Below are 20,278 nucleotides of genomic sequence, written 5' to 3'. Positions count from 1 at the left end.
CCTCAGAAGCTCATTTTCATTCCGACGGACCTCGGGCCCACGAAAAACTCGGGACGCGCGGCGAGGTCTTCCCGCACGAGGACCTTTTGCTTGGCGACGATCCCCGCGATCAGCATGGCCGCGCCGCCGGCCTGGATGAGGCCGTCGAGCACGAGCAGGGGCCTCGCGATCTCATCGCTCCCGCTGAATTTACCCGCTCCGGCGACGATGAAGGGGCCGACGACGGGCACGAACAGCGCCGGCCAAGGGGCCCGATCCGACTCGGCCGCCGACGCGCCGATCGCCGTGAAGAGATAAAACGTCCCGAAGACCACGCTGCCCGCGATGACGAGGCCCTTCCGCATGCGCTCTTCGAGCACATATCCCGGGGGAACGACGCCTCCCTTGTACGGCATGACGGGTTTCATCTCCGTCGTATCGACGGGGGGAGGGCCATACCCGGGAGGAGGCGGATACGGATACCCCGGTTGCCCATACGGATAGGGATAGGGGTACGGATACGGGTACGGGGGCTGGCCCGGCTGCACGCCCGGCGGCGGCGTCCCGGGCGGGAGCGGCGCCGCCGCGCCGGGGGGCGGGGGAGGCGGCGGCGCCGGCGCTGCCGCGGCCGGGGGAGGCGGCGCAGCGGGCGCCTTTTGCGACTGCGCCGCCGACGTGGCCGGCGCGGCGAGCAATCCGACGCCGAGCGACACGGCGCCGAGGTGCCTCGTGTAATTGTATCGGGGCCTCGTGAAATGCGAGCTCAATGTCGTTCCCTCCCGCCCGGGCGCGTGATCCGCGCACCGTGGAGGCATCGTATCCCGGGCTTGTCGCGGGCTGCAAGCCGAATACGTGCTGCGCATCCCGGCGGACGCGCCGCGTCACGGCGACGCGCCGGGCCCGAGCTCCTCGCGAATGCGGAGCGATTCTGCCTCGATCTGCGCTGCCTCGACGCCGATTTCTGTCAGGAGCATCTCCGCCAACCGAACGGCGACCTCGGCCTCTTCGTAACAAACCGCCGTCGCGCGGTGCGTCTCCAGCGCCTGACGCTCGCTGATGTAATGGGCCCGCACAAAAATCGGCAGGTCGGGCTGGAGGCTGCGCACCACGTTGACCACCGCAGCCCGCGTCTCCGGGTTCGGCGTGGTCACGACGAGGTAGTCGGCGGTACCAATGCCCGCCGCATGAAGGACCTCGGCCCTGCGCGCGTCGCCGTACACGGCGATTCGGCCGTTGTTCGTCAATTCGGTGACGGTGTCGATGCTCAATTCCACGATGACCGAGCAGACGTTGAATCGATCCAGGATGTCCACGGCCGTACGGCCGACGGGGCCATACCCCACGACGATCGCGCGGACGTCGCATGCGCGGGTCGGCTCTTTCGGGGCCTGCTCCCGGAGCGCTTCCCCGCGCGCCTCGGCGCGGCGGTTGAGCCCGCGCCAGAGCGTCGGGCGCCTGCGCAGCCATTCTTCGAGGGGATCCATGAGCCGGAAGAGCAAGGGATTCAGGCCAATCGAGACGATCGCGCACGCCACGAGCACGCTGCGCCCCTCCGCGGGGAAGAGGTCGACCTTGTTCGCCGCGTCCGCGAGGATGAACGAAAATTCGCCGATCTGCGCGAGCCCGATCGCCACCGTGAGCGCCGTCCGGACCGAATATCCGAGCACCACGACGACGAGGAGCGCGGCGAGGGGTTTGGCGAGGAGGATGATTCCGAGCACCGAAAGGACGAGCCCGGGCTGCGCGATGAGCGAGCGCGGGTCGAATTGCATGCCGACGGTGACGAAGAAGAGCACCGCGAAGGCGTCCCGCATCGGGAGCGCATCCGCGGCCGCCTGGTGGCTGACCTTCGATTGTCCGACGACCATGCCCGCGAGGAACGCGCCGAGCGCCATCGACGCCCCGAAAATGACGGCGGAGCCCGTGGCGACGGCGAGCGCGACCGCGAGGACGGCGAGCGTGAAGAGCTCGGAGCTGCGCGATTGCGCGACGCGCGTGAGGAACCAGGGGACGGCGCGCGCCCCGATGATGAGCACGAGCGCGATGAGCGCGGTGAGCTTGAGCAATCCAATGCCGACGATCCCGACCGCCTGCACAGGGGAGGCGTCCGTGCCTCGCAACGACGCGAGGACCGGTACCATCAGGAGAATGACGACCGTGAAGATGTCCTCGACGATCAGCCATCCGACGGCGACGTGCCCGTGCGGCGTTTCGAGCGCGTCGTGATCGGTGAGCATTCGGATGAGCACGACCGTGCTCGCGACGGCCACGGACATGCCGAGCACGAGGCCGGCCGACGTGGACCACCCGAACGCGACCGCGACCACGGCCCCGATCACGGTGGCGAAGAGGCTCTGCACGACCGCGCCCGGCACGGCGATGCGCCGGACCTTGAGGAGGTCGCCGAGCTGGAAATGCAATCCCACGCCGAACATGAGCAGGACGATGCCCACCTCGGCGAGCTGCCCGGCGAGCTCGAGGTTCGCGACGAACCCCGGGGTCCACGGGCCGACGACGACGCCGGCGAGGAGGTAGCCGAGGATGGGCGAAGCGCCGAGGCGGCGCGTCATCATGCCGAGCAGGAGCGCCGCGACGAGCCCGCCCGTCAGCGTGAGGATGAGGTCGTAGGCATGCATTCGTCCAGAGGACGAAGAGCAGGAGGCGGACCCGCGGAGAGCAGCCCGACGAGCGAGCATCTTGGGGGCGATTTCGCCCGCTCGCTCGGCGCGTGGGTCACGCGATCGAGCGCACCACGCCGCCGTCCACGAGGAGCGCCGCGCCCGTGGTGGCCGACGCGCGGGCGCTGCACACGTATGCGATCATGGCGGCGACCTCGTCTGGCGTGGCGAAGCGCTGGATGATCGAGGTCGGCCGCGCGGTGGCGAAGAATTCGCGCTCGACCGTGGCGGCGTCCACGCCGCGCGCCGCCGCGAGCTGGGAGACGAACGCCCCCACGCCCTCGGACGACGTCGGGCCCGGCAGGACGCTGTTCACGGTGACGCCGGTCCCGCGCAACGTCTCGGCGATGCCCTTCGCGACCGCGAGCTGCGCCGTCTTCGTCATGCCGTAATGGATCATCTCGGTCGGGATCTGGATCCCCGACTCGCTCGACACGAACACGATGCGGCCCCAGTTCCGGGCCCGCATGCCGGTCACGTAATGGCGCGAGAGCCGGATGCCGCTGAGCACGTTCGTCTCGAAGAACCGGAGCCAGTCCTCGTCCGGGATCTCCTCGAACGGCTTGGGCTCGAAGATGCCCATGTTGTTGACGAGCACGTCGACGTCGGGGAGCTTCGTGATCAGCGCTTGGCATCCGGCCGCGGTCGAGAGATCCGCCGCGATGCCTTCGATCGTCGCGCCGGGCAACGCGCGCCGGAGCGCATCCACGGCGCCCTGCACGCGGGACTCGGTCCGACCGTTCACCGTGACATGCGCGCCCTCGCTCGCCAGGGCGTGCGCAGCGGCGAGGCCAATTCCCGCGGTCGAACCCGTCACGAGCGCCCGCTTTCCCGTCAATCCGAGATCCATGGTTTCCTCCTTGCTCGGGCGGATGCTAGCGCGCGCGGCGGCCACGCGCAGCGAGCGCGAAAAAAAGAGCCCCGGAGAGCAGGGAGGGAGACTGCTCTCCGGGGCCGTGTTGCTGATTGTCGATTCGCCTGCGGCGGGGTTTTTCAGGGCGCCGGCGGAGGCGGCGGCGGCGGGATCGGCGCGCCGTGCGGCGCAGGCGGCATGGGCGGCGCGGGGGGCGCGGGCACGCCACGATGGCCCGGCGGCATGGGCGGCAGGTGCGGCATCGGGGACGGGTGCGGCATGGGATGCGGCGCGGCATGCGGCGCCGGCGGCGGAGGCGGCACGGGCGGCGCCGGCGGCACGGCGTGCTGGGCCTTCTTGCGGGCCTTGCGGGCCTTGCGTTGCGCCTTCGTGGCCTCTTCCTCGGCGTCGCGCGCCTCTTCGAGCGCGTCCTCGCGCGCCTGCTCGGACGCCTCGCGGGCGCTCTCCATGGCCCGGCGGCGGATCTCCGGCATCTGCTCGCGCAGCTCGCGCAGGCGCTCCTGCATCTCTTCGCGCGCGTCTTCGAGCTCCTTGCGTGCGTCTTCGAGCTCCTTGCGCGCGTCCTTGCGCGCCCGCTTGATCTCTCGCTCGGCAAGCTTCCGCGCGTCCTCGTCGTGCACGTTCTTGCGCACGTCGGCGAGGGCTCGGTCGAGGTCGGCGTCGATCTGCTCGAAGTCGATATCGACGCTCGGCGCCGGCATGTGGATGCGGATCCGCGGGCCACGCGCGACGGCGACTTCGTTGTCCTGGTGGTCGTCGTCGTTGTCCTGGTCCGCGGGATCGTTGTCCTGGTCCGCGGGATCGTTGTCCTGGTCGTCGTCGTCGTCGTTGTCCTGGTCGTCGTCGTCGTCCTGCGCGGCGGGCACGTAAGGGCGGTGATGCGCGTGCTTCTCGCCATGGTGCTTCTCCGCCTTGGCGTGGTGCTTGTCGTTTCGCTTGTGCTTCGGGCCCTCGCAGACGGGCTCCTCGTCCGTGTCCTCGTCCGTGTCCTCGTCCTCGTCCGCGAGGGCGGCGGGCGTGGGCTTCGCGGGCGCGGCGCCCTTCTTGGCGACGGGCGTCGCCGGGGGCAATCCCTTCGCTTCGGCCACGCCGCAGGCGCAAGGCGCGAGCAGCGTGAACGCGGTCAGGACGAATGCGACGATCGGCGCGGCCCACAGCGGCTTGCGCGGCTCCGCCGTTATGCCTTCGCCCCGCACGAGGCGCTCGACGCGCTGCCGCAGCTCGCTCGTCCCCGCCGCCATCGTCGGCACGGGCAGGCCCGTCATCGGCCGGTGGACCCAGCGCGCCACCTTCGTCAGGCACTCCGCGAGGTCGAGCGGGCGCGCCGTGCGCCGCGCGGCCCAATCGTCGGCCAGGAGCTCCGCGCTTGCCGCGAGGCGATGCGCTGCGAGCCAGTTCAAAGGCTGGAAGAAGAACACCCGGCAAAAGATGCTCGTGGCCAATCGATAGAGCGGATCACGCCGCGCCACGTGCCCGAGCTCGTGCGCGAGCACGCTCTCCTGGGCGTCCGGGCCGAGCTCTTTCGTCACGCGCTCCGGCAGACAGATTTCTGGACGACGAATACCAAGGGCCATGGGAACGTTCACTTTCTCGGACGCGCTGAGCAAGGGCGCCCGCATGCAAACAGGTTCACGCGCTGCGAGCGTGGCGAGGACATCACCGAGCGGACCCCCTTCGAGCCTCCGCCGGCCTTCGAGGCGCTTGCGCAGGGACCTCCAGGCGCGCGCGAGCGAGCCGAGCAAGAAGAGCGAGCCGATCGCCCACCCAGCCACGAGGACCTTGGACCACGAAAGGAACGCCGCGCGCGAGGGCTTCGCCGCCGACGTGGCTTTCGTTTTGGGCAGGAAGGCCGAGGGCTTCGCCGAGGTCACGACGACGTGCGTCGCGGGGCCCATGTCCGTCGTGACGATGATTTCGGTCGCGCGGGGCATTTCGCGGTCGAGCACGCGGGCCGTGGGCGCGGGCCCCGCGAGCGAAAAGGTCCCGCCCACGGGGCGGAGGGACGCGGCCGTCTGCACGGTGGCCGTGACGAGCCCGCCCACGAGGGCGACGCGCCACGCGAGCTCCTGCCAATCGGGGCGATTCCGCGACAAACGATCGAACAGCCACGCGCCCCCGAGGAGGGCCGTGCTGTGGATCAGGTACGTGACCAACCATCCCACGAGGGTGTTCATCGCTTCCCTTCCTTCTTGGCCGCGGCGATCATTCGTTCGAGCTCGGAGAGCTCGTCGGCGCGTATCTCGTGGCGCGCGATCAGATGCGATACGAGCGCCACGGGATCTCCCCGGAAGAGGCGCTCGGTCAGGTCGGAGACCATGCCTCGCGTGACCTGGTCCTCGCTCACCGTGGGCCGATAAATGAATTTTCGGCCGTCGGCGCGGTGCGCCACGACGCCCTTCTCCTCCATCTTCTTCAGCATGGTGGCGATGGTCGTCGGCGCGAGGCCACGCTCCGAAAGCAAGGCCTGGTGCACGTCCGTGACCGTGGCCTCGCCGAGCTCCCAGAGCACTCGCATGATCGCGAGCTGCAAAGCGCCGAGATGCGTGAGCTTTTGCCCCCCCTCGGCCTCGTCCTCGAATGCGTCCTTGCCCTTGTCTTTGTTCGACACGTGTTCCTCGTCAGCTACTACCCGAGTAATACTACCTAGGTAGTTGATGGAGGGCAAGGAAGATCGAAGGAACCTGGAACGTCGGGATCCTGCTCGGTGGGCTCCGGTGGTGAGCGTATGCCCGCGGCGGGAGGCGTGTCGCCCGGGCGCGCCGCCCCGGTTCCGCTATCCTGCGGCCGCCCATGGCCCTGACCGCGACCATCTACCACTTGCAGGTGAACCTCTCCGACGTCGATCGTGGGGTCTACGAGACCTTCGATCTCCGCCTCGCGCGCCACCCGTCGGAGAGCATGCGATATTTGCTGACGCGTACGATCGCCTACTGCCTCAGCTATGAGGAAGGCATTACGTTCAGCAAAGAGGGCCTCTGCTCCACGGAAGAGCCGCCGGTGGTCATTCGTGATCCCACGGGGCTGCTCCTCGCCTGGATCGATATCGGATCCCCCTCGGCCGAGCGGCTGCACAAGGCCGCCAAGGCCGCGCGCCGGGTCGCGCTCTTCACACACGCGCCGCTCGCGTTGCTCCAGCGCGAAGCGTCGTCGCGCGTCATTCACAAGGTCGAGGCGATCGAGGTGTGGCGAATCGAACCGTCCTTCCTCGATGCCGTCGAAGCCAAGGTCGATCGGAATACGAAGCTCGACCTTCTCCGGGATGACGAGCAGCTCTACATCACCGTGGGCGACAATGTCGTGACGGGGACGATCTCGCGCTGCTCGCTCGTCGAAAAATAACGAAACCGAAGGTCGGCTCGCGCGTAGTCTCCAGCTTGATGTGTCTCCGGCCATGGGGGGTACCGGCGCACATCGAAAAAAGGAAGGGGATACGATGCAAAGACCTTCGATGAGCAGGCCCGTGCGGCGTCGCCTGGGCGGCGCGTTCGCTGGTGTATGCGCGCTGTTGCTGGGAAGCGCCGTGACCGGGGCCGGTTGCAGCGACGAACCGACGAATCCATCCACGGCGACGAGCTCGTCCTCGGGCTCGGGCTCGGGCGGCGCGGGCGGCGGCACCGGCGGCGGGAATACCGGCGGCGGCGGCGCCGGCGGGCAAGGCGGAATGGGCGGCGGCGGAATGGGCGGGCAAGGCGGCGCCGGGGGCGGCGCAGCGCTTTGCACGACGCCCGCGCCCGGCGCGACGCGCGGCGCGGCGGTCGCGATTTCGGCGGACGACACGACCGTCGTCGCCGTGAACCGCGACGCGGGCAGCGTGACGGTGCTCTCCGTCGAATACAATCCCGTGGACAATCTGCCGACGCTCACGAAAAAGGCCGAGATCGTCGTGGGGGGCGAGCCCTGGCAGGTCGCGATCGACGGCTGCGGCGACAAGGCCTACGTGGTGCTGCGCAAGGACCAGAAGGTCGTGGAGATCCGCGACCTCAAGGGCACGCCCGTCATGGGCAAGGAGATCGCCGTCGGCTCGGAGCCCACGGCCGTCGCGATCACCCCGAACAACACGTCGCTCTACGTCGCCAACTGGGTCGACGGCACGCTCTCGCTCATCGACCTCGCGTCGCTGACGTTGTCGAAGACGATCGATCTGAACGGGCCGCTCGCCGGCACGGGCCTGCTCGGGCCTTCGGTCGCCGCCGACAAGGCGCGGCCCGCGCTCGCGCACCCGCGCTCGCTCGCGATCACGAACGACGGCGACGCCGACGACGCCGACGAGAAGATCTACGCGACCGAGTTCTTCGCCCAGCGCACGGCCCCCGAGCAGATCAACGCGCAGGGCGTGTCGAACGTCGATACGAACTGGGCAGGCATCGTCTACAGCGTGAAGGCCGCCGACGGCGCGGTCGCCACGATCGCCCTGCCGTCGATCGACGACACGGGCTTCGTCGACCACAAGGGGCAAGCCACGGGCTGCTTCCCGAACCAGCTCCAGTCGATCACGATCCACAAGGATCTCGCCTACGTCACGTCGATCTGCGCCTCGCCGGCCGGCCCTGTGGGCCCGTTCCAGAAGAACGCCTGCACGACGAACGCGCAATGCACGAACGTGAACGTCCTCAGCACGTGCAATACGACCGTCGGCTCCTGCACGTATAGCTGCTCGACCGACGCCGATTGCGGCGGCGACGCGCCCGCGGGCTCGTGCCAGGGCGCCGGACCGATCGGCGGCAACGGCGCGTGCCGGGCGATCCCGACGAACAACAAGACCGTGGTGCACCCGGTCGTGAACGTGCTCGACACGAAGACGGACGCGGCCGTCGCCGCGGCGCCGACGAACCTGAACCGCGTCTTCCGCGACACGTACGCAAGCGCGAGCGTGGCCGACGACGCGAGCCGCCGGTATCCGCTGGTCGCGAACGACATCGCGTTCGTGGGGGCGACGGGCGAGGCGTACGTGCCGGCGAACGGCGCGGACGCGGTGTTCCGCGTGAACTTCAACGAGACGAGCGGCGCCGTCGTCAGCGTCGGCGCCACGGACAAGAAGTTCATCGACCTCGCGCCCCAGGCGCTCGCCGAGAGCCTGAAGGGCGTGGGCCCGATCGGCGTCGCCGTGGCGAACACGCATCCGTTCGCGTTCGTGGCGAACGACATCAGCCGCAACGTGTCGGCCCTCGCGATCGATCCGGGCAAGCAGGTCGTCGCGGGCTCCGATCTCGGCACGGCGCGCGTCGTCCAGACCACGCCGCTGCCCGCCGACGCGGCGGGGATGTCGGTCCTGCGCGGCAAGCGGATCTTCAACACGGGGCTCGGGCGCTGGTCGCTCCGGGGGCAGGCGTGGGTCTCTTGCCAGACGTGCCACATCGACGGTTTGAGCGACAACGTGACGTGGTACTTCGCCCGCGGGCCGCGGCAAGCGACGAGCCTCGATGGGAGTTACGCGTCGAAGGATCCCACCGATCAGCGGATCTTCGGCTGGACGGCGTTCCAGGAAGAGGCGCACGACTTCGAGAACAGCGCGCGCGGCACGCAAGGCGGCGTCGGCGCCCTCGTGACGACGGAGAGCAACCCGCCGGCGAACACGGATCGCATCAACCTCGCGGACACGGCGAAATACGCGCCCGCGGGCGCCGTGGGCCTGAATGGCTCGACGAAGGAGATCCACGACACGGACAGCGTGCGGAAGGACTGGGACGACTTCGAGGCCTACGCGCGGAGCCTGCGTTCGCCGCGCAAGCCTTCGAACCTCGACCCGGCGAAGGTCGCCGCGGGCATGACGTTGTTCATGGAGGGCGGGAGCTGCCAGGGCTGCCACGGCGGGGCGAAGTGGACGCTTTCGAAGCGCTTCTACACGCCGTCCGCGGCGACGAACGAGGCGCTGCTCGCGAAGGCGTACGAGGGCGACGCGCTGCTCGCCGCCGGCTTCCCCGCGGCCTTGCTCCCGGCCACCGCGGGCAACCAGTTCATGCGCTCGCCGAGCCCGAAGAACGCCGGGCTCGACCAGATCCAGTGCGTGCTTCGTCCCGTGGGCACGTTCGGGATCTCGCCGGCCACGGTGAACGTGATCGAGGTGCGCGCCGACATGGTCGCGAAGGCCCAGGGCGACGAGGCGATCGGCAAGGGCTTCAACGTGCCGTCCCTGCTCGGCATGCAGGTGGGCGCGCCGTTCTTCCACGCCGGCAACGCGCGGACGCTCGAGGAGTTGTTCTCGAATACGTTCGTCGCCCACAACAAGGCGCTCGCCGCGCCGAGTTACCTCACCGGCCCGAGCGACATCGAGAACCTCGTGGCCTTCGTGCTCTCGATCGACGAGGACACGACGCCGATCGATCTGCCGGCCATGCCAGGCGCCAAGGGCGGCGATTTCTGCGCTGCGCCCTGAAGGTCGGATTCCGCTCGTCAGCTAAGGAGCCGCCCGCCCCGCGCGAACGTCGGGGCGGGCGGTGGCCCTTGTTTCAGCGGTGCGGGCCGCCTCGACGAGCGGGCGCGAGGTCGACGTGACGGCAGCGCCGGAGCGCGTATTCCATGCCGCTCTGGAGCGTGCCCATCGTGACGAACGATTTCAGATCGACGTCGAGCGCGATGAGCGTCTGCGCGATCCGCGGCGCGATGCCCGTGAGCACCGTCTCGGAGCCGAGCAGGCGGAGCGCGGCGGCCACGTTCACCAGCATGCCCGCGACCTGCGTGTCGACGTGCTTCACGCCCGTGACGTCGAGGATCACGACCCGGGCCCCGAGGCGCTGGGCGCCGTCGAGCGCCACGCTGAGCACCTGCTCGACGCGCTCGGTATCCATCGTGCCGATGAGCGGCATCACCACGATGTCCTTCGTGATCGGCAAGAGCGGCGTCGAGAGCTCCGCCAGGCGTTGGCGTTGCCCCGCGATGACCTGCTCGTGCAGCGCCGCGCGCTCCTGCTCGATCTCACGGCGCTGGCCGAGTTCCATTTCGAGCGCCTGGTTCATGTCGAAGAGGCTGTCGTTGACCCGGCGCAGCTCCTCCGTCCGGTGCGCGACCTCCATCTCCAGCCGCTCGTTCGCGCGTTTGACCTGCTCGTTCGCGACGTGCGCGTTCTCGATGAGGCGCGCGATCTCGATCGCGATGGCCGCCTGGGAGGAGAGGAGCGCGAGCAGCTCGACTCGCGCGACGTCGAAGACGCCGGCCGTCATGCGGTTTTCGAGGTAGAGCGCGCCGCTCAGCCGGCCCTGGTGGAGGAGCGGGAGGCAGAGGATCGATTTCGGGGCGAGCGTCTGGATGTACGGGTCGTCCGAGAACCGCGAGGCCTTGCGCGGGTTGTCGAGGACCACCGGTTCGAGCGTGCGCGTGACGTAGTGGATGACGCTCTTCGCGCACGCCTGCACGTCTTCGAGCGGCTGGCCGTGCCCCACGTCGAGCGTGCTGCCGGCCGGCCGGAACGTCGCTTCGACGAGGAGCTCTCCGTCCCGCGCGAGGATGAGCAAGCCTTGGTCGGCGCCCGCGTTGTCCAGCACGAGCTTCGCGAGCCGATCGACGACCTTGGGCAGGTCGATCTCGCTCGCGATCTCCTGGGCGGCCCGGACGACGAGCGCGGCGTCGCGGAGGCTGCCGAGGCTGGTTTGTCCGAGGAGGGTTCGGGTCGCGAGCGATGCGCTCGAACTGGCCGTCGTGGAAGACCCGCGTGTGCGCGAGACCTCGCGGAGCGAAGGCCAGATGTGCGTGGCCTCGTTCTCCAGCGCCGCGACCTTCGGCGCCGCGCCCCAGTGCGCGTAGGCACGGTAAGCGTTTTTCATGTAGCCGCCGCCCGCGGTCGGCGCGCCGATGCTGAGGTAGAACTTGGCGCAGAGCTCGCCGGCCAGCGCCTCGAAATGCGGGGCCTTGTTCTCCTGGCAGAGCGTGATCGCCCGTTCGTAGAGGCGGATCGCGCCCTCCAGGTCCCCTTCCGTGCGCGCGGCCTCGGCGTTCACGAGGGCTTCGAGGTGCGCGAAGCTCTTCGGGGACCAGGCGGCGAGCTGCGTGATCTCCGCGCGGCATTTGTGCAGGATCTCCGCCCGTCGTTCGGCCTCCTCGTGCGCCTCGGCGCGAGGCAGGCCGAGGAGCACGAGGGCGCGGAGGCAGGGGTGGACCTTCGAGGCGAGGTTTCCGCCGGCAAACCCGAGGCTACGCTCGGCGGCCTCGGACCACGTCCAGGCATCCTCGTACTGGCCGTGGATCAGGCAGACGAGCGTCTTCAGGATCGCGTGGTGGATCTTTGCGTTGCCGAAATGCTCGTCATCGAGGCGTGAGACGAACTCTTTTTCGTGGAACGTCTCGTCGTCGAGCGACGTCCGATCCCGCGTCTTGCCCGCGAGGCACGCGACGGTCTGCCTGACGACCGTCATGGTGGCCAGGTTCGCCGGCATGCGCGTGCGTCGGACGATGGCGAGGTGCTTCTCGGCTTCCTCGACGAGCTCTTCGATGAGATTGCCCGCGAATACGTTCCCCATCGTCTCGAGGAAACACGCGGTGCCGATCATGTAGTATTCGCCGGTCTCCAGGCCCTTCTGCCGCGCGACGGCCCAGTTCTCGTTGGCCTTTCGCATCGGGTGCTGCATGTGGGCGCAGCTCCCCCAGGGGATGTGGAGCCGCGAGAGCTGCATCGCGCTCGGGCATTTCTTGTTGATGTCCTCGGCGAGCTTGCAGAACTCCATCCCCTCGTTCACGCGGCCGAACATCCCCGCGAGCACGTAGCCGACGCACGCATAGGGGAACGGGCACAGCTCGGTGTGGCCATGCACGAGGCCCACGTTCACGGCCCGGAAGTTGATGACGGAGAACACAATGGGGTTGAGGTGGTGGGCGCTGTCCGAGATGGCGTCGAGGATCGAGAGGACCGATCGGACCACTGGATCCGAAGCCTCCGGCGCATCGGCGAGGTCGAGGATGCGGCGCCCGCGCAGGTTCGTGGTGAGCTGTTCGAGCTCCGACATCATCACCGCGGGCGAACCGAGTTCCTCCATCGACAAGGGATGCCCGAGGAACGCGAGTGTCTCGCTTCCTGTCTGCACCGCCTCGACGAAGCGCCCGTGCGAGACGTTGTTGTAGATGCGTTGCCTCTGGACCGTCGCCCGCTCGACGTCCGTCTTCGCGCGGCGCAAGAGTTCGAGGAAGAGCGCCTCGGCCCCCGCGGCGTCGCCGCTCAGGTACGCATTCTGGCCGCCTTCGATGTAGAGCGAGAAGCAGAGGTCGTCATGCTCGTCCCAGTCGGTCACGTCGAGCAAGTCGATGCCCGCGCGCGTGTAAATGGCCCCCGCGTGATAGGCCGTCGCGGCTTTCGCCCTTTGTCCGGCGCGGAGGTTGATCTCCGCGAGGTCGAGCCGCTCGGCCCGATCGGTGATGGCCGCGGCGCCGAGGTTCAAATGGTGGACGAGGTCGAGCAGCTCGTCGTCGCGCGGCCGCTCGCCCGAGCGCTTCCGGAGCAGGCGGCCAATGGAGAGGTGGAGCTGCTTTCGTTGCTCCGGCTCGACGAGCGTGTAGGCGGCCGAGAGGACGCGGTCGTGGACGAACTGGTACCGGACGTTGAAGAGCGACGCCGCGAGCTCTCGCGCGCCGCCCCCGAGCCCGGCTTCGAGATACCTGTAATCACCGTCGAGCGACACGACGAGCCCCGCGCGGAGCGCCTCCCACAGCGCGGCGGAGACCTCGGTCGCCGGCTTTTCGGCGATCGTCGCGAGCGAGCCAAAATCGAAGGAATGGCCGATGCACGCCGCGCGCTCGAGCACGTGCTGCGTCTCCGACGAGAGGCGGCGGAGGACGCCGACCATCAGGTCGACCACGTTGTCGGTCACGTTCGCGGCGCGGATGGCCGTGTCGTCCCATTGCCACGCGCCGCCCTCCGGATCGAAGCGGAGCAGGCCCCGCTCGTACAAGGCGACCATGAACTGGTGCGCGAAGAACGGGTTGCCCTGCGTTTTCTCGTAGACGAGGTCCGCGAGCGTCTGGACCTCCTCGGGCTTGCTCGTCAGCGTGTCGGCGACGAGGCTCCCGACCATGTCGCGATCGAGGGGCGCGAGGTGGATCCTCGCCGGCGAAAATCCCGAGCTCGCGAGTTCGTCGAGCAGGGTCGAGAGCGGGTGGCCGGGAGAAACCTCGTTGTCGCGATACGCGCCGATGATGAGCAAATGACGGCTGAACGCGTCCGTGAGGAGCAGGTGCAGGAGCCGCTGCGAGGCGGGATCCATCCACTGGAGATCGTCGAGGAAGATCACGAGGGGGTGCGCCTCGCTCGCGAACACGTGCAGGAAGTTCTGGAGCGTGAGCTCGAAGCGGTTTTTCGCTTGATCGGGCGGCAGGTCGGAGACCTTGGGCTGCGGCCCGAGGACGAGCTCGAGTTCGGGGACGAGCTCGACGAGGAGCCCACCATTGCCGCCGAGGGAGGTGAGCAGGTCGTTTTTGTACGCCGCGAGCGTCTCCGGCGGCTCCGTCAGGATTTGCTGCACGAGCTCGCGGAGCGCCTGTACGACGGGCGCGAGCGGGACGTCGCGCGAGATCTGGTCGAACTTGCCGGCGGCGAAAAAGCCGCCGCCGTGCCGCGCGATGATCTTGTGGATCTCGTGGACCAGCGCCGATTTGCCGACGCCGGAGTAGCCGGCGACGAGGCAAAGCTCCGGGCCGCGCGCGCGGGCGCGGCCGAAGGCCTGGAGGAGCGCCTCGATGTCATGGTCGCGGCCGTAGAGCCGCTGCGCGCGGCGGAGCTCGGGCGCCTTGTCGTGTTGCCGGAGCGGGAAGGGCGTGATGGTGCCGGAGGCTTTCCATTGCCGCAGGCATTCGGAGAGATCTGCCCGGACCCCGGCGTCGCTCTGGTATCGCTCCTCCGGCGTCTTTGCGAGCAGCGTCATCACGAGGTCGGAGAGCGGCGGGGGCACCGCGGGGACGACCTCGTGCGGCGGCACCGGGGGGCGCGTGAGGTGGCTCTGGACGATCTCCGCGAGCTCGCGCTGCGGGAATGGCACCGAGCCCGTCAGCATCTCGTAGAGGATCACGCCGAGCGAGTAGAGGTCGGTCCTGGAATCGACGGCCCGGTTCATGCGCCCCGTCTGCTCGGGGGCCATGTAGAGCAGCGTCCCTTCGAGCGAGCGCGGCCCCGTGGGCGCGTGGAGCTCGCGGGAGATGCGCGCGGAAATGCCGAAATCGATGAGGTGCGCGGTCCAGGTCGACGCCTCGATCAGGACATTCCGTGGGGTCAAGTCCTTGTGGAGGATCCCCTTCCGGTGGACCGCGGCGAGCGCATTCGTGATCGAAAGGGCGATCGTGAGCGCGGTCTCGATATCGAGCTTGCGGCTCTCCAGGATCTCGCGCAGGGTCGGATGGCCGATGTCGGCCATGATCAGGACGACGCCGCGGCCGTGCTCTTCGAGCGCGAGCGCCTCGGGCGCGCACTCCACGCCGAGCTCGCGCAGGATCGTGAACTCGCGCCGCAGGCGGCCGACCTCTCGGACGGTGGGATATTCGTTTTTCGTCTGCTTGAGGACGACCCGGGCGCCGTCGGCGATCCTCGCTCCGCGGAACACCAGCGTCTCGGCCCCTTCGTAGATGGGGGTCAGCGCGGTGAAACCCTCGAAGGAGACCCCCTGGACGTCATCGGCTGCGCGATGGATGGGCTCGGCGGACATGACAGCTCCCTGGACATGTCCCCCCGCAAGAGCACGAAGCTATCCGGTGCCGCCGTCTGTAACAAGGCTTTGTGCTCTCGTCGTGTCGTTTTTCTGCCGCTGTGTCCTCGTCATTGGGTCGACGCTGGATCCTGGGAGGTACGCCGCGTGGTTGGCTCGGTGTAGTTTGTGCTACAACGGTCCCACGCGGCGGTGCTGCATTCACTCGTAGCCGTCGCAGATTCCGTCGTCGTCGCGATCGATGCCGATTCGTTCGCCGGAGCCAGGGGGGACGGCGGTGAAGGTGAGCTCGGTGTGGAGGAGGTTCGCGACGAGCACGAGCATGGCCCGCGAGAGCGGGCCGAACGAGGGCTGGCTCGAGACGAACTGGCTCGCGCCGACGTACAAAAAGCCGATTTCTTCGAGCCCGAATCGCATCTTCGCCACGACGTCGCACTCGCCCTCGTCCGCCCGCGCGAGGAAGAGGTCGAGGCGCCCGCTCGCCGCGGCGCCGTTGTGGCTCGTCCACGTGACCTGCTGGCCGACGATCGGCGCGAGGTTGGAATCAAACGCGAGGAGGAATTGCTCGACCTGGCGGCGCTTGATATCGCCGTCGCCGCCGGGACGATCGTCGAACCCGTTCGGGCTGAAGCCGCTCAGGAGGTCGAACCCGGGCGAGTGCATGAAGCGGAAGATCGTGTCCTCGGCGCCGTCGTTGAGGAAGCCAAACCCGCGGACCTGATCGCCCGTGAGCTCGTTGTGCCCCGGGAGAATCGACGGCACCGCGGGCATGCCGAACATCCCGACCTTTTGATAGAGGTTCCTGAGGTGCGGGACCTTCATCGGCTGCGGGACCTCGTTGAGGACGTACCGCCCGTCCGTGCCGAAGAAACCCGGGAATGGCTCGCCGAACGCGGCGTTCGCGTCGGGGGCGAGCCGGTGGCAGTCCTCGCAGGCCAGGATGGCGGCGTCGGGCGTGAAGAAATGGTCGCGTCCGGCTTGTTGATCCGGCGTGAGCGAGTTGTCGAGGTGCCGGATCGGGTTCGGCGGATACATGATCTGGAGCACGAAATCCGTGAATGCCTCCATGTCGTCGGGCGGAATGGGCTGGGTACGCCCGAGCAGGCCGACGAATCCGCCTTGGAACGTCGCGAAGGCCCCGCGCTCGTCGAAGGTGCCGTCGTTCGGCTGGGCGCTCGGCTCGGCGTTGCCCATGGTGCGGTCGCCGCGCCAGTGCATCGGGCCGTGGTTCGCCATTCCGCGCAGGCTCTGCGTGGTCATGGGGCCCTTGAGGGCGTCGAGGTTGTCGAACGTTTCGAAAAACTCCGGCAACGCGAGGGCGACCGGCCCCGGCATGGGGATCGTGGTCTCGTCCGGATTGCCGAGGTCCCAGGCGAGGCTGTCGAAGTCGCCGAAGACGTGGCAGCTCGCGCAGGACGACTCGCCGTTGCTGGAGCTGAACCGGGCGTCGTAGAGGTACGGGCGGCCTTCGGTGATGCTCGGGGGCTCGGGGTTGTACATCGGGACGCGCGCGAGCACGGCTTTCGTCGTGGGGTTCACGACCGCGATCTTGTTGTCGAAGCGCGTAAGCACATAGAGGCGATTGCGGGCCTCGTCGAGCACGAGGCCCGTGGGTCCCACGGGCTCGCCGCCGTCGTCGAGGACGATGTGGTTCGACGCGCTCGGGACGAAGGTGTCGTTTTCGAGCTGCGCCGTGTCGAAGATGCCGATCTTGCTCGATCCGAGCGCCGCGACGTAGAGCTTTTGGCCGTTTTGCGTGATGGCCATTCCGACCGGGGTCGCGAGGCTCTTCGCGTTCGTGGCGTTCGGGAGCGGCGCGACGGGGGCGTTGTAATCGATGTGCTTGTTGAGGTGCCGCGAGCTCACGGTGCCATTTTTGAGGATCGAGATCCGGGACTCGTGGAGGTGGCCGCGCACGGTCGAGCCGGCGAACGTCCCAGGGCCCTCGAACCGCTGGAGGTTGTTCGCCTCGGTATTCGTGACGTAGACCTTTCCGTTCGCCGGGTTGACGATCATGTTGAAGAGGATCGTGCCGACGCCGGAATACACGCCCGACGCGCCCGGGAGCTTTACCGGCGGGTTCGCCGCGGCGTCGATGACGAAGACATCCTTGTCGGGGAGCGTGAAGTTGACGACCCCGTCCCAGGTGTCCCCGTCGTAGTCGACCCAATGCTGTCCGTCGAATTTGACGATGAGCGCGGTGGGCGGCTGCTTCACACCGTCCGAATCGACCCTCGGCGCCGGCAGGCCGCCGAGCTGCGCCACGAGGTCCCGGTGAAGGGACGTCGTTCGATTGCCGGTATGGAATCCGGCGGCATACACGCGCGACCCGTCAGGGCTCACGGCGAGCGCGCGCGGCGTGTCCGTGAACAGCGTGAGGATGTTGAGCGGAGCGCCTCCGAGCGTGTTCGGGCCGAGGTTCGCCGCGTCGAAGACCCATACGTCGGCCCGGCCGATGCCAGGGGTCGTGAGCTGGGGGTCGAAAGGAACGTTCTGACCACGGTGGGCCGTCGTGATGAACGCGCGGTTCTTGCCGGGTCCGCCAAAGACGATGTCGCGCGGCTCGTCGCCGACGAGCAACGTACGTACGACGCGCGGCGCAAGGCCGGGCTTCACGTCGATGACGCTGATGCTATCGGAGAGGTGATTGACGACCCACACCTCGTCATTGTTCCGCGCCGCGACCGCGACGGGCTCGAGGCCCACCGTGACGGAGCCGAGATGGATGAGGCCGAGGGTCGTGACGTGAAAAATCTCCAGGCGGTTGTCGGGGGTGTTGACGGCATAGAGCCGGCTCCCATCCGGAGAAAGAGCGAGGGGTCGTACCTGACCACTCTCGAAGAGCGCAAAAGAAGAGGCCTCGGCCGCTGCCGGCGCCGCGAGCGTCGCGAGCGCGGCCGCAAAACCGAGAGCCGCTCCGACGCGGCGACGCAAAATCGGGGTGCGCGCCTCGCTCTCCTGTGAAGGGGAATGCCGTTCGCCCGGAGGGAGCTTCGTGGACATGGGGCCTCTTTCTCGATGGGGCGATCCAACCGAGATCGTCCCATCGGCACAAAAGGAGGTATCACGTTCGCCAGGTGCGATCGTGCGATCCGGGCATGAGCAAATGCCGAGCCCAAGTGTATCCTACATAAATGGGTTCGCCTTTCAAGAGCAATTTGAGTCAATTGCATGATGACGAATTTTCGACGCGCGTACGCCATCTCCGAGGCGAACCGAGAAATTCGCCTGGAGGGGGATGGGTGGATTCTGCTTCTGCTGAACTCGGGTCCGTGGGACCGCGAGGGGGCTCAGGCGATGTCGATAAGAAGGAGGGAGGGAGGGCCGTCCGGCGGCCCTGCGTCATTTGACGCAGTCGCAGCAAAGGTCGTCGGCCACGCCGGAGAGCGCTTTGTCGAGGCCCGCGGCGTCGCTCGCCTGGAGGTAGAGGACGTCCCCGTTCGGGTCCTTGGCGACGAAACCGCCCGGTCCCTCCTGGCAGCCCGTCGGGAACCCTTTGGCCGTCTGCCCCGCGCAGGCCATGTCGTTGAGGAACGCGGCGCCGACGCCGCCCGGCTGAATGGCGCCCTCCGCGGAGAAGCCGACCACGAAGGTGCGGATCCCCGAAGCCGCGAGCTGCTGTACGATGGGCAGCGGGTTCGGATCGGGGCAAGATTGGTCCCAGTCCGCGCCGTCGGTCACGAGGACGACGTATTGGTCGCGGCCAGGCGTGACGCTCTTGAGGAGGTGGTCCGTCGCCGTGAAGAGGGCCTGGCCCGTGGGCGTGCTGATGCAGAGGCGGGTGGTGGCCGGATCGAGGTATTGCTGGATGGCGGCGCCGGTGCCGAGGGCCGGGGGCACGACGATCTCGCCGTTCTCGCAGAATGGGTTCGTCGCCTGCTTGGTGTCCGTGACCCGCTCCGCGAGCGTGATACACGTGTTTCCGCCAGGGTCTCTCGGCCAGAGCTCGAGGCCGTACCGCGCGTGCGCGTCGCGGGGCGGGGCCACCATCTTCTCGATCGCGGTGACCGCCTGGTGCCACTTGCTGCTCGCGTAATCGGGCCCATCCGCGGGCGTCTCGCCGTTCGGGGTTTTGTGCATGGTGAGCGTGCGGTCGAGGGCGATGAGGATTTCGGGGGGATCACAAGTGTCGCCGCAATTGCAGCAGAGCTTGCCGCCGATCGACTTGAGCGCGAGGGCGAGTTCCGCCGCGTTGCCGGCCTTGAGGTAGAGCGGCGCGCCCGTGGGATCGGTGGACGTATAGTTGCCATTGCCGTCGTCGGTGCAGGAGGCCGGGAACCCCTTCGCGGTGCCGCCGGCGCAGGCCATGTTGTTGAGGAACTCGGCGCCGACGCCGCCGGGCTGGATGTCGCCGGTCGCGGAGAAGCCGACGATGTACGTCTTGATGCCCTTCTTCATGAGGGCCTGCGCGATGGGCAAGGGATTGGGCTCGGGGCAGGATTGGTCCCAGTCCGCGCCGTCGGTCACGAGCACGACGTATTGCTCGCGCCCGGGGACGGCGATTCCCTGGAGGTGCTGCTCGGCCGTGAGCAGGGCATTGCCGGTGGGCGTGCTCGTGCAGAGCGTGGTGGTGGCCGGATCGAGGAGGGCTTGAATGGCCGTGCCCTGATCGAGGCCCGGGGTGATCAGGACCTCGCCCTCCTGGCAGGCCGGGTTCGTCGCCTGCTTCGTATTGAGCACGCGCTCGGCGAGGGTGATGCAGGCGCCGCCGCCCGGGTCCTTGGGCCAGAGCTCGACGCCGAACCGAATGCCCTTGTCGAGGGGCGGCGCGACGAGCTGCTCGACGGCCGTGATCGCCTGGAACCATTTCGAGCTCTTGTAATCGGGCCCGTCCCCCGGGGTTCCGCCCTCCGGGGTCTTGTGCATCGTGAGGGTCCTGTCGAGGACGACGAGGACGTCGGGCGGGTCGCAGACGTCGGGCCCGCCGCCGCCGGAGCCGCCGACGGAGACGAACCCGCCGGTCCCGGGGTCGGCGCCCGTGCCGCCGGAGCCGCCCGTGCCGCCCGAGGCGGTGGCGTTCGAGGAGGCGGAGGAACTGCCGCCATTGCCGCTGCACGACGCGGCGAGGGAAACGGCGAGGAGAGGGAGCGCGAGGGAGCCAAGGAGGATGCGGGAGATCATGGCAAAGGGTA

10 protein-coding genes are annotated in these 20,278 nt (G+C 68.5%); 2 read left to right on the top strand and 8 right to left on the bottom strand.

The window, feature by feature from the left end:
* Positions 1-2: 2 nt before the first annotated feature.
* The 5 genes from E8A74_RS51975 to E8A74_RS07280 all read right to left on the bottom strand — a co-directional run bounded on the left by E8A74_RS51975 (position 3) and on the right by E8A74_RS07280 (position 6,139).
* A complete protein-coding gene (locus tag E8A74_RS51975) occupies positions 3-746 on the bottom strand; it encodes a hypothetical protein (protein WP_170228898.1) in 744 nt (247 codons plus the stop codon).
* A gap of 114 nt (positions 747-860) precedes the next feature.
* The gene (locus E8A74_RS07295) at positions 861-2,615 is read right to left on the bottom strand and encodes a cation:proton antiporter (protein WP_136928195.1); all 1,755 of its coding nucleotides are present in this window, start codon (positions 2,613-2,615) and stop codon (positions 861-863) included.
* A gap of 97 nt (positions 2,616-2,712) precedes the next feature.
* Complete coding sequence (locus E8A74_RS07290; protein WP_136928194.1) at positions 2,713-3,507, bottom strand: SDR family NAD(P)-dependent oxidoreductase; 795 nt, start codon at positions 3,505-3,507, stop codon at positions 2,713-2,715.
* 143 nt (positions 3,508-3,650) lie between these two features.
* Positions 3,651-5,705 carry a M56 family metallopeptidase gene (locus tag E8A74_RS07285; protein ID WP_136928193.1) on the bottom strand — a complete coding sequence of 685 codons (2,055 nt, stop codon included), beginning with the start codon at positions 5,703-5,705 and terminating at the stop codon, positions 3,651-3,653.
* The gene (locus E8A74_RS07280) at positions 5,702-6,139 is read right to left on the bottom strand and encodes a BlaI/MecI/CopY family transcriptional regulator (protein ID WP_211365308.1); all 438 of its coding nucleotides are present in this window, start codon (positions 6,137-6,139) and stop codon (positions 5,702-5,704) included. The genes E8A74_RS07285 and E8A74_RS07280 overlap by 4 nt, the downstream gene beginning before the upstream one ends.
* A 182-nt stretch (positions 6,140-6,321) precedes the next feature.
* Between E8A74_RS07280 and E8A74_RS07275 the strand changes: the two genes are divergently transcribed.
* Entirely contained in the window at positions 6,322-6,870 is a 549-nt protein-coding gene (locus E8A74_RS07275; protein ID WP_136928192.1) for a YaeQ family protein, read from the top strand.
* Positions 6,871-6,979: 109 nt separating this feature from the next.
* Positions 6,980-9,904, top strand: a complete 2,925-nt coding sequence (locus E8A74_RS07270; protein WP_136928191.1) for a YncE family protein — start codon at positions 6,980-6,982, stop codon at positions 9,902-9,904.
* Between the two features lie 73 nt (positions 9,905-9,977).
* Here E8A74_RS07270 and E8A74_RS07265 read toward each other — a convergent pair whose 3' ends face one another.
* The 3 genes from E8A74_RS07265 to E8A74_RS07255 form a co-directional block, all read right to left on the bottom strand.
* The gene (locus tag E8A74_RS07265; protein ID WP_136928190.1) at positions 9,978-15,146 is read right to left on the bottom strand and encodes an AAA family ATPase; all 5,169 of its coding nucleotides are present in this window, start codon (positions 15,144-15,146) and stop codon (positions 9,978-9,980) included.
* A 201-nt stretch (positions 15,147-15,347) separates the two neighbouring features.
* On the bottom strand, positions 15,348-18,149 hold the full coding sequence (locus E8A74_RS07260) for a YncE family protein (RefSeq protein ID WP_232379418.1): 2,802 nt from the start codon (positions 18,147-18,149) through the stop codon (positions 15,348-15,350).
* A gap of 339 nt (positions 18,150-18,488) precedes the next feature.
* The gene (locus tag E8A74_RS07255; protein ID WP_136928189.1) at positions 18,489-20,267 is read right to left on the bottom strand and encodes a vWA domain-containing protein; all 1,779 of its coding nucleotides are present in this window, start codon (positions 20,265-20,267) and stop codon (positions 18,489-18,491) included.
* Positions 20,268-20,278: the final 11 nt, after the last annotated feature.

This window comes from Polyangium fumosum, assembly GCF_005144585.1.
Taxonomy (GTDB): domain Bacteria; phylum Myxococcota_A; class Polyangia; order Polyangiales; family Polyangiaceae; genus Polyangium; species Polyangium fumosum.
The sequence above is the reverse complement of the archived record's forward strand: the minus strand, read 5'-3'. Positions and strand labels throughout refer to the sequence as shown.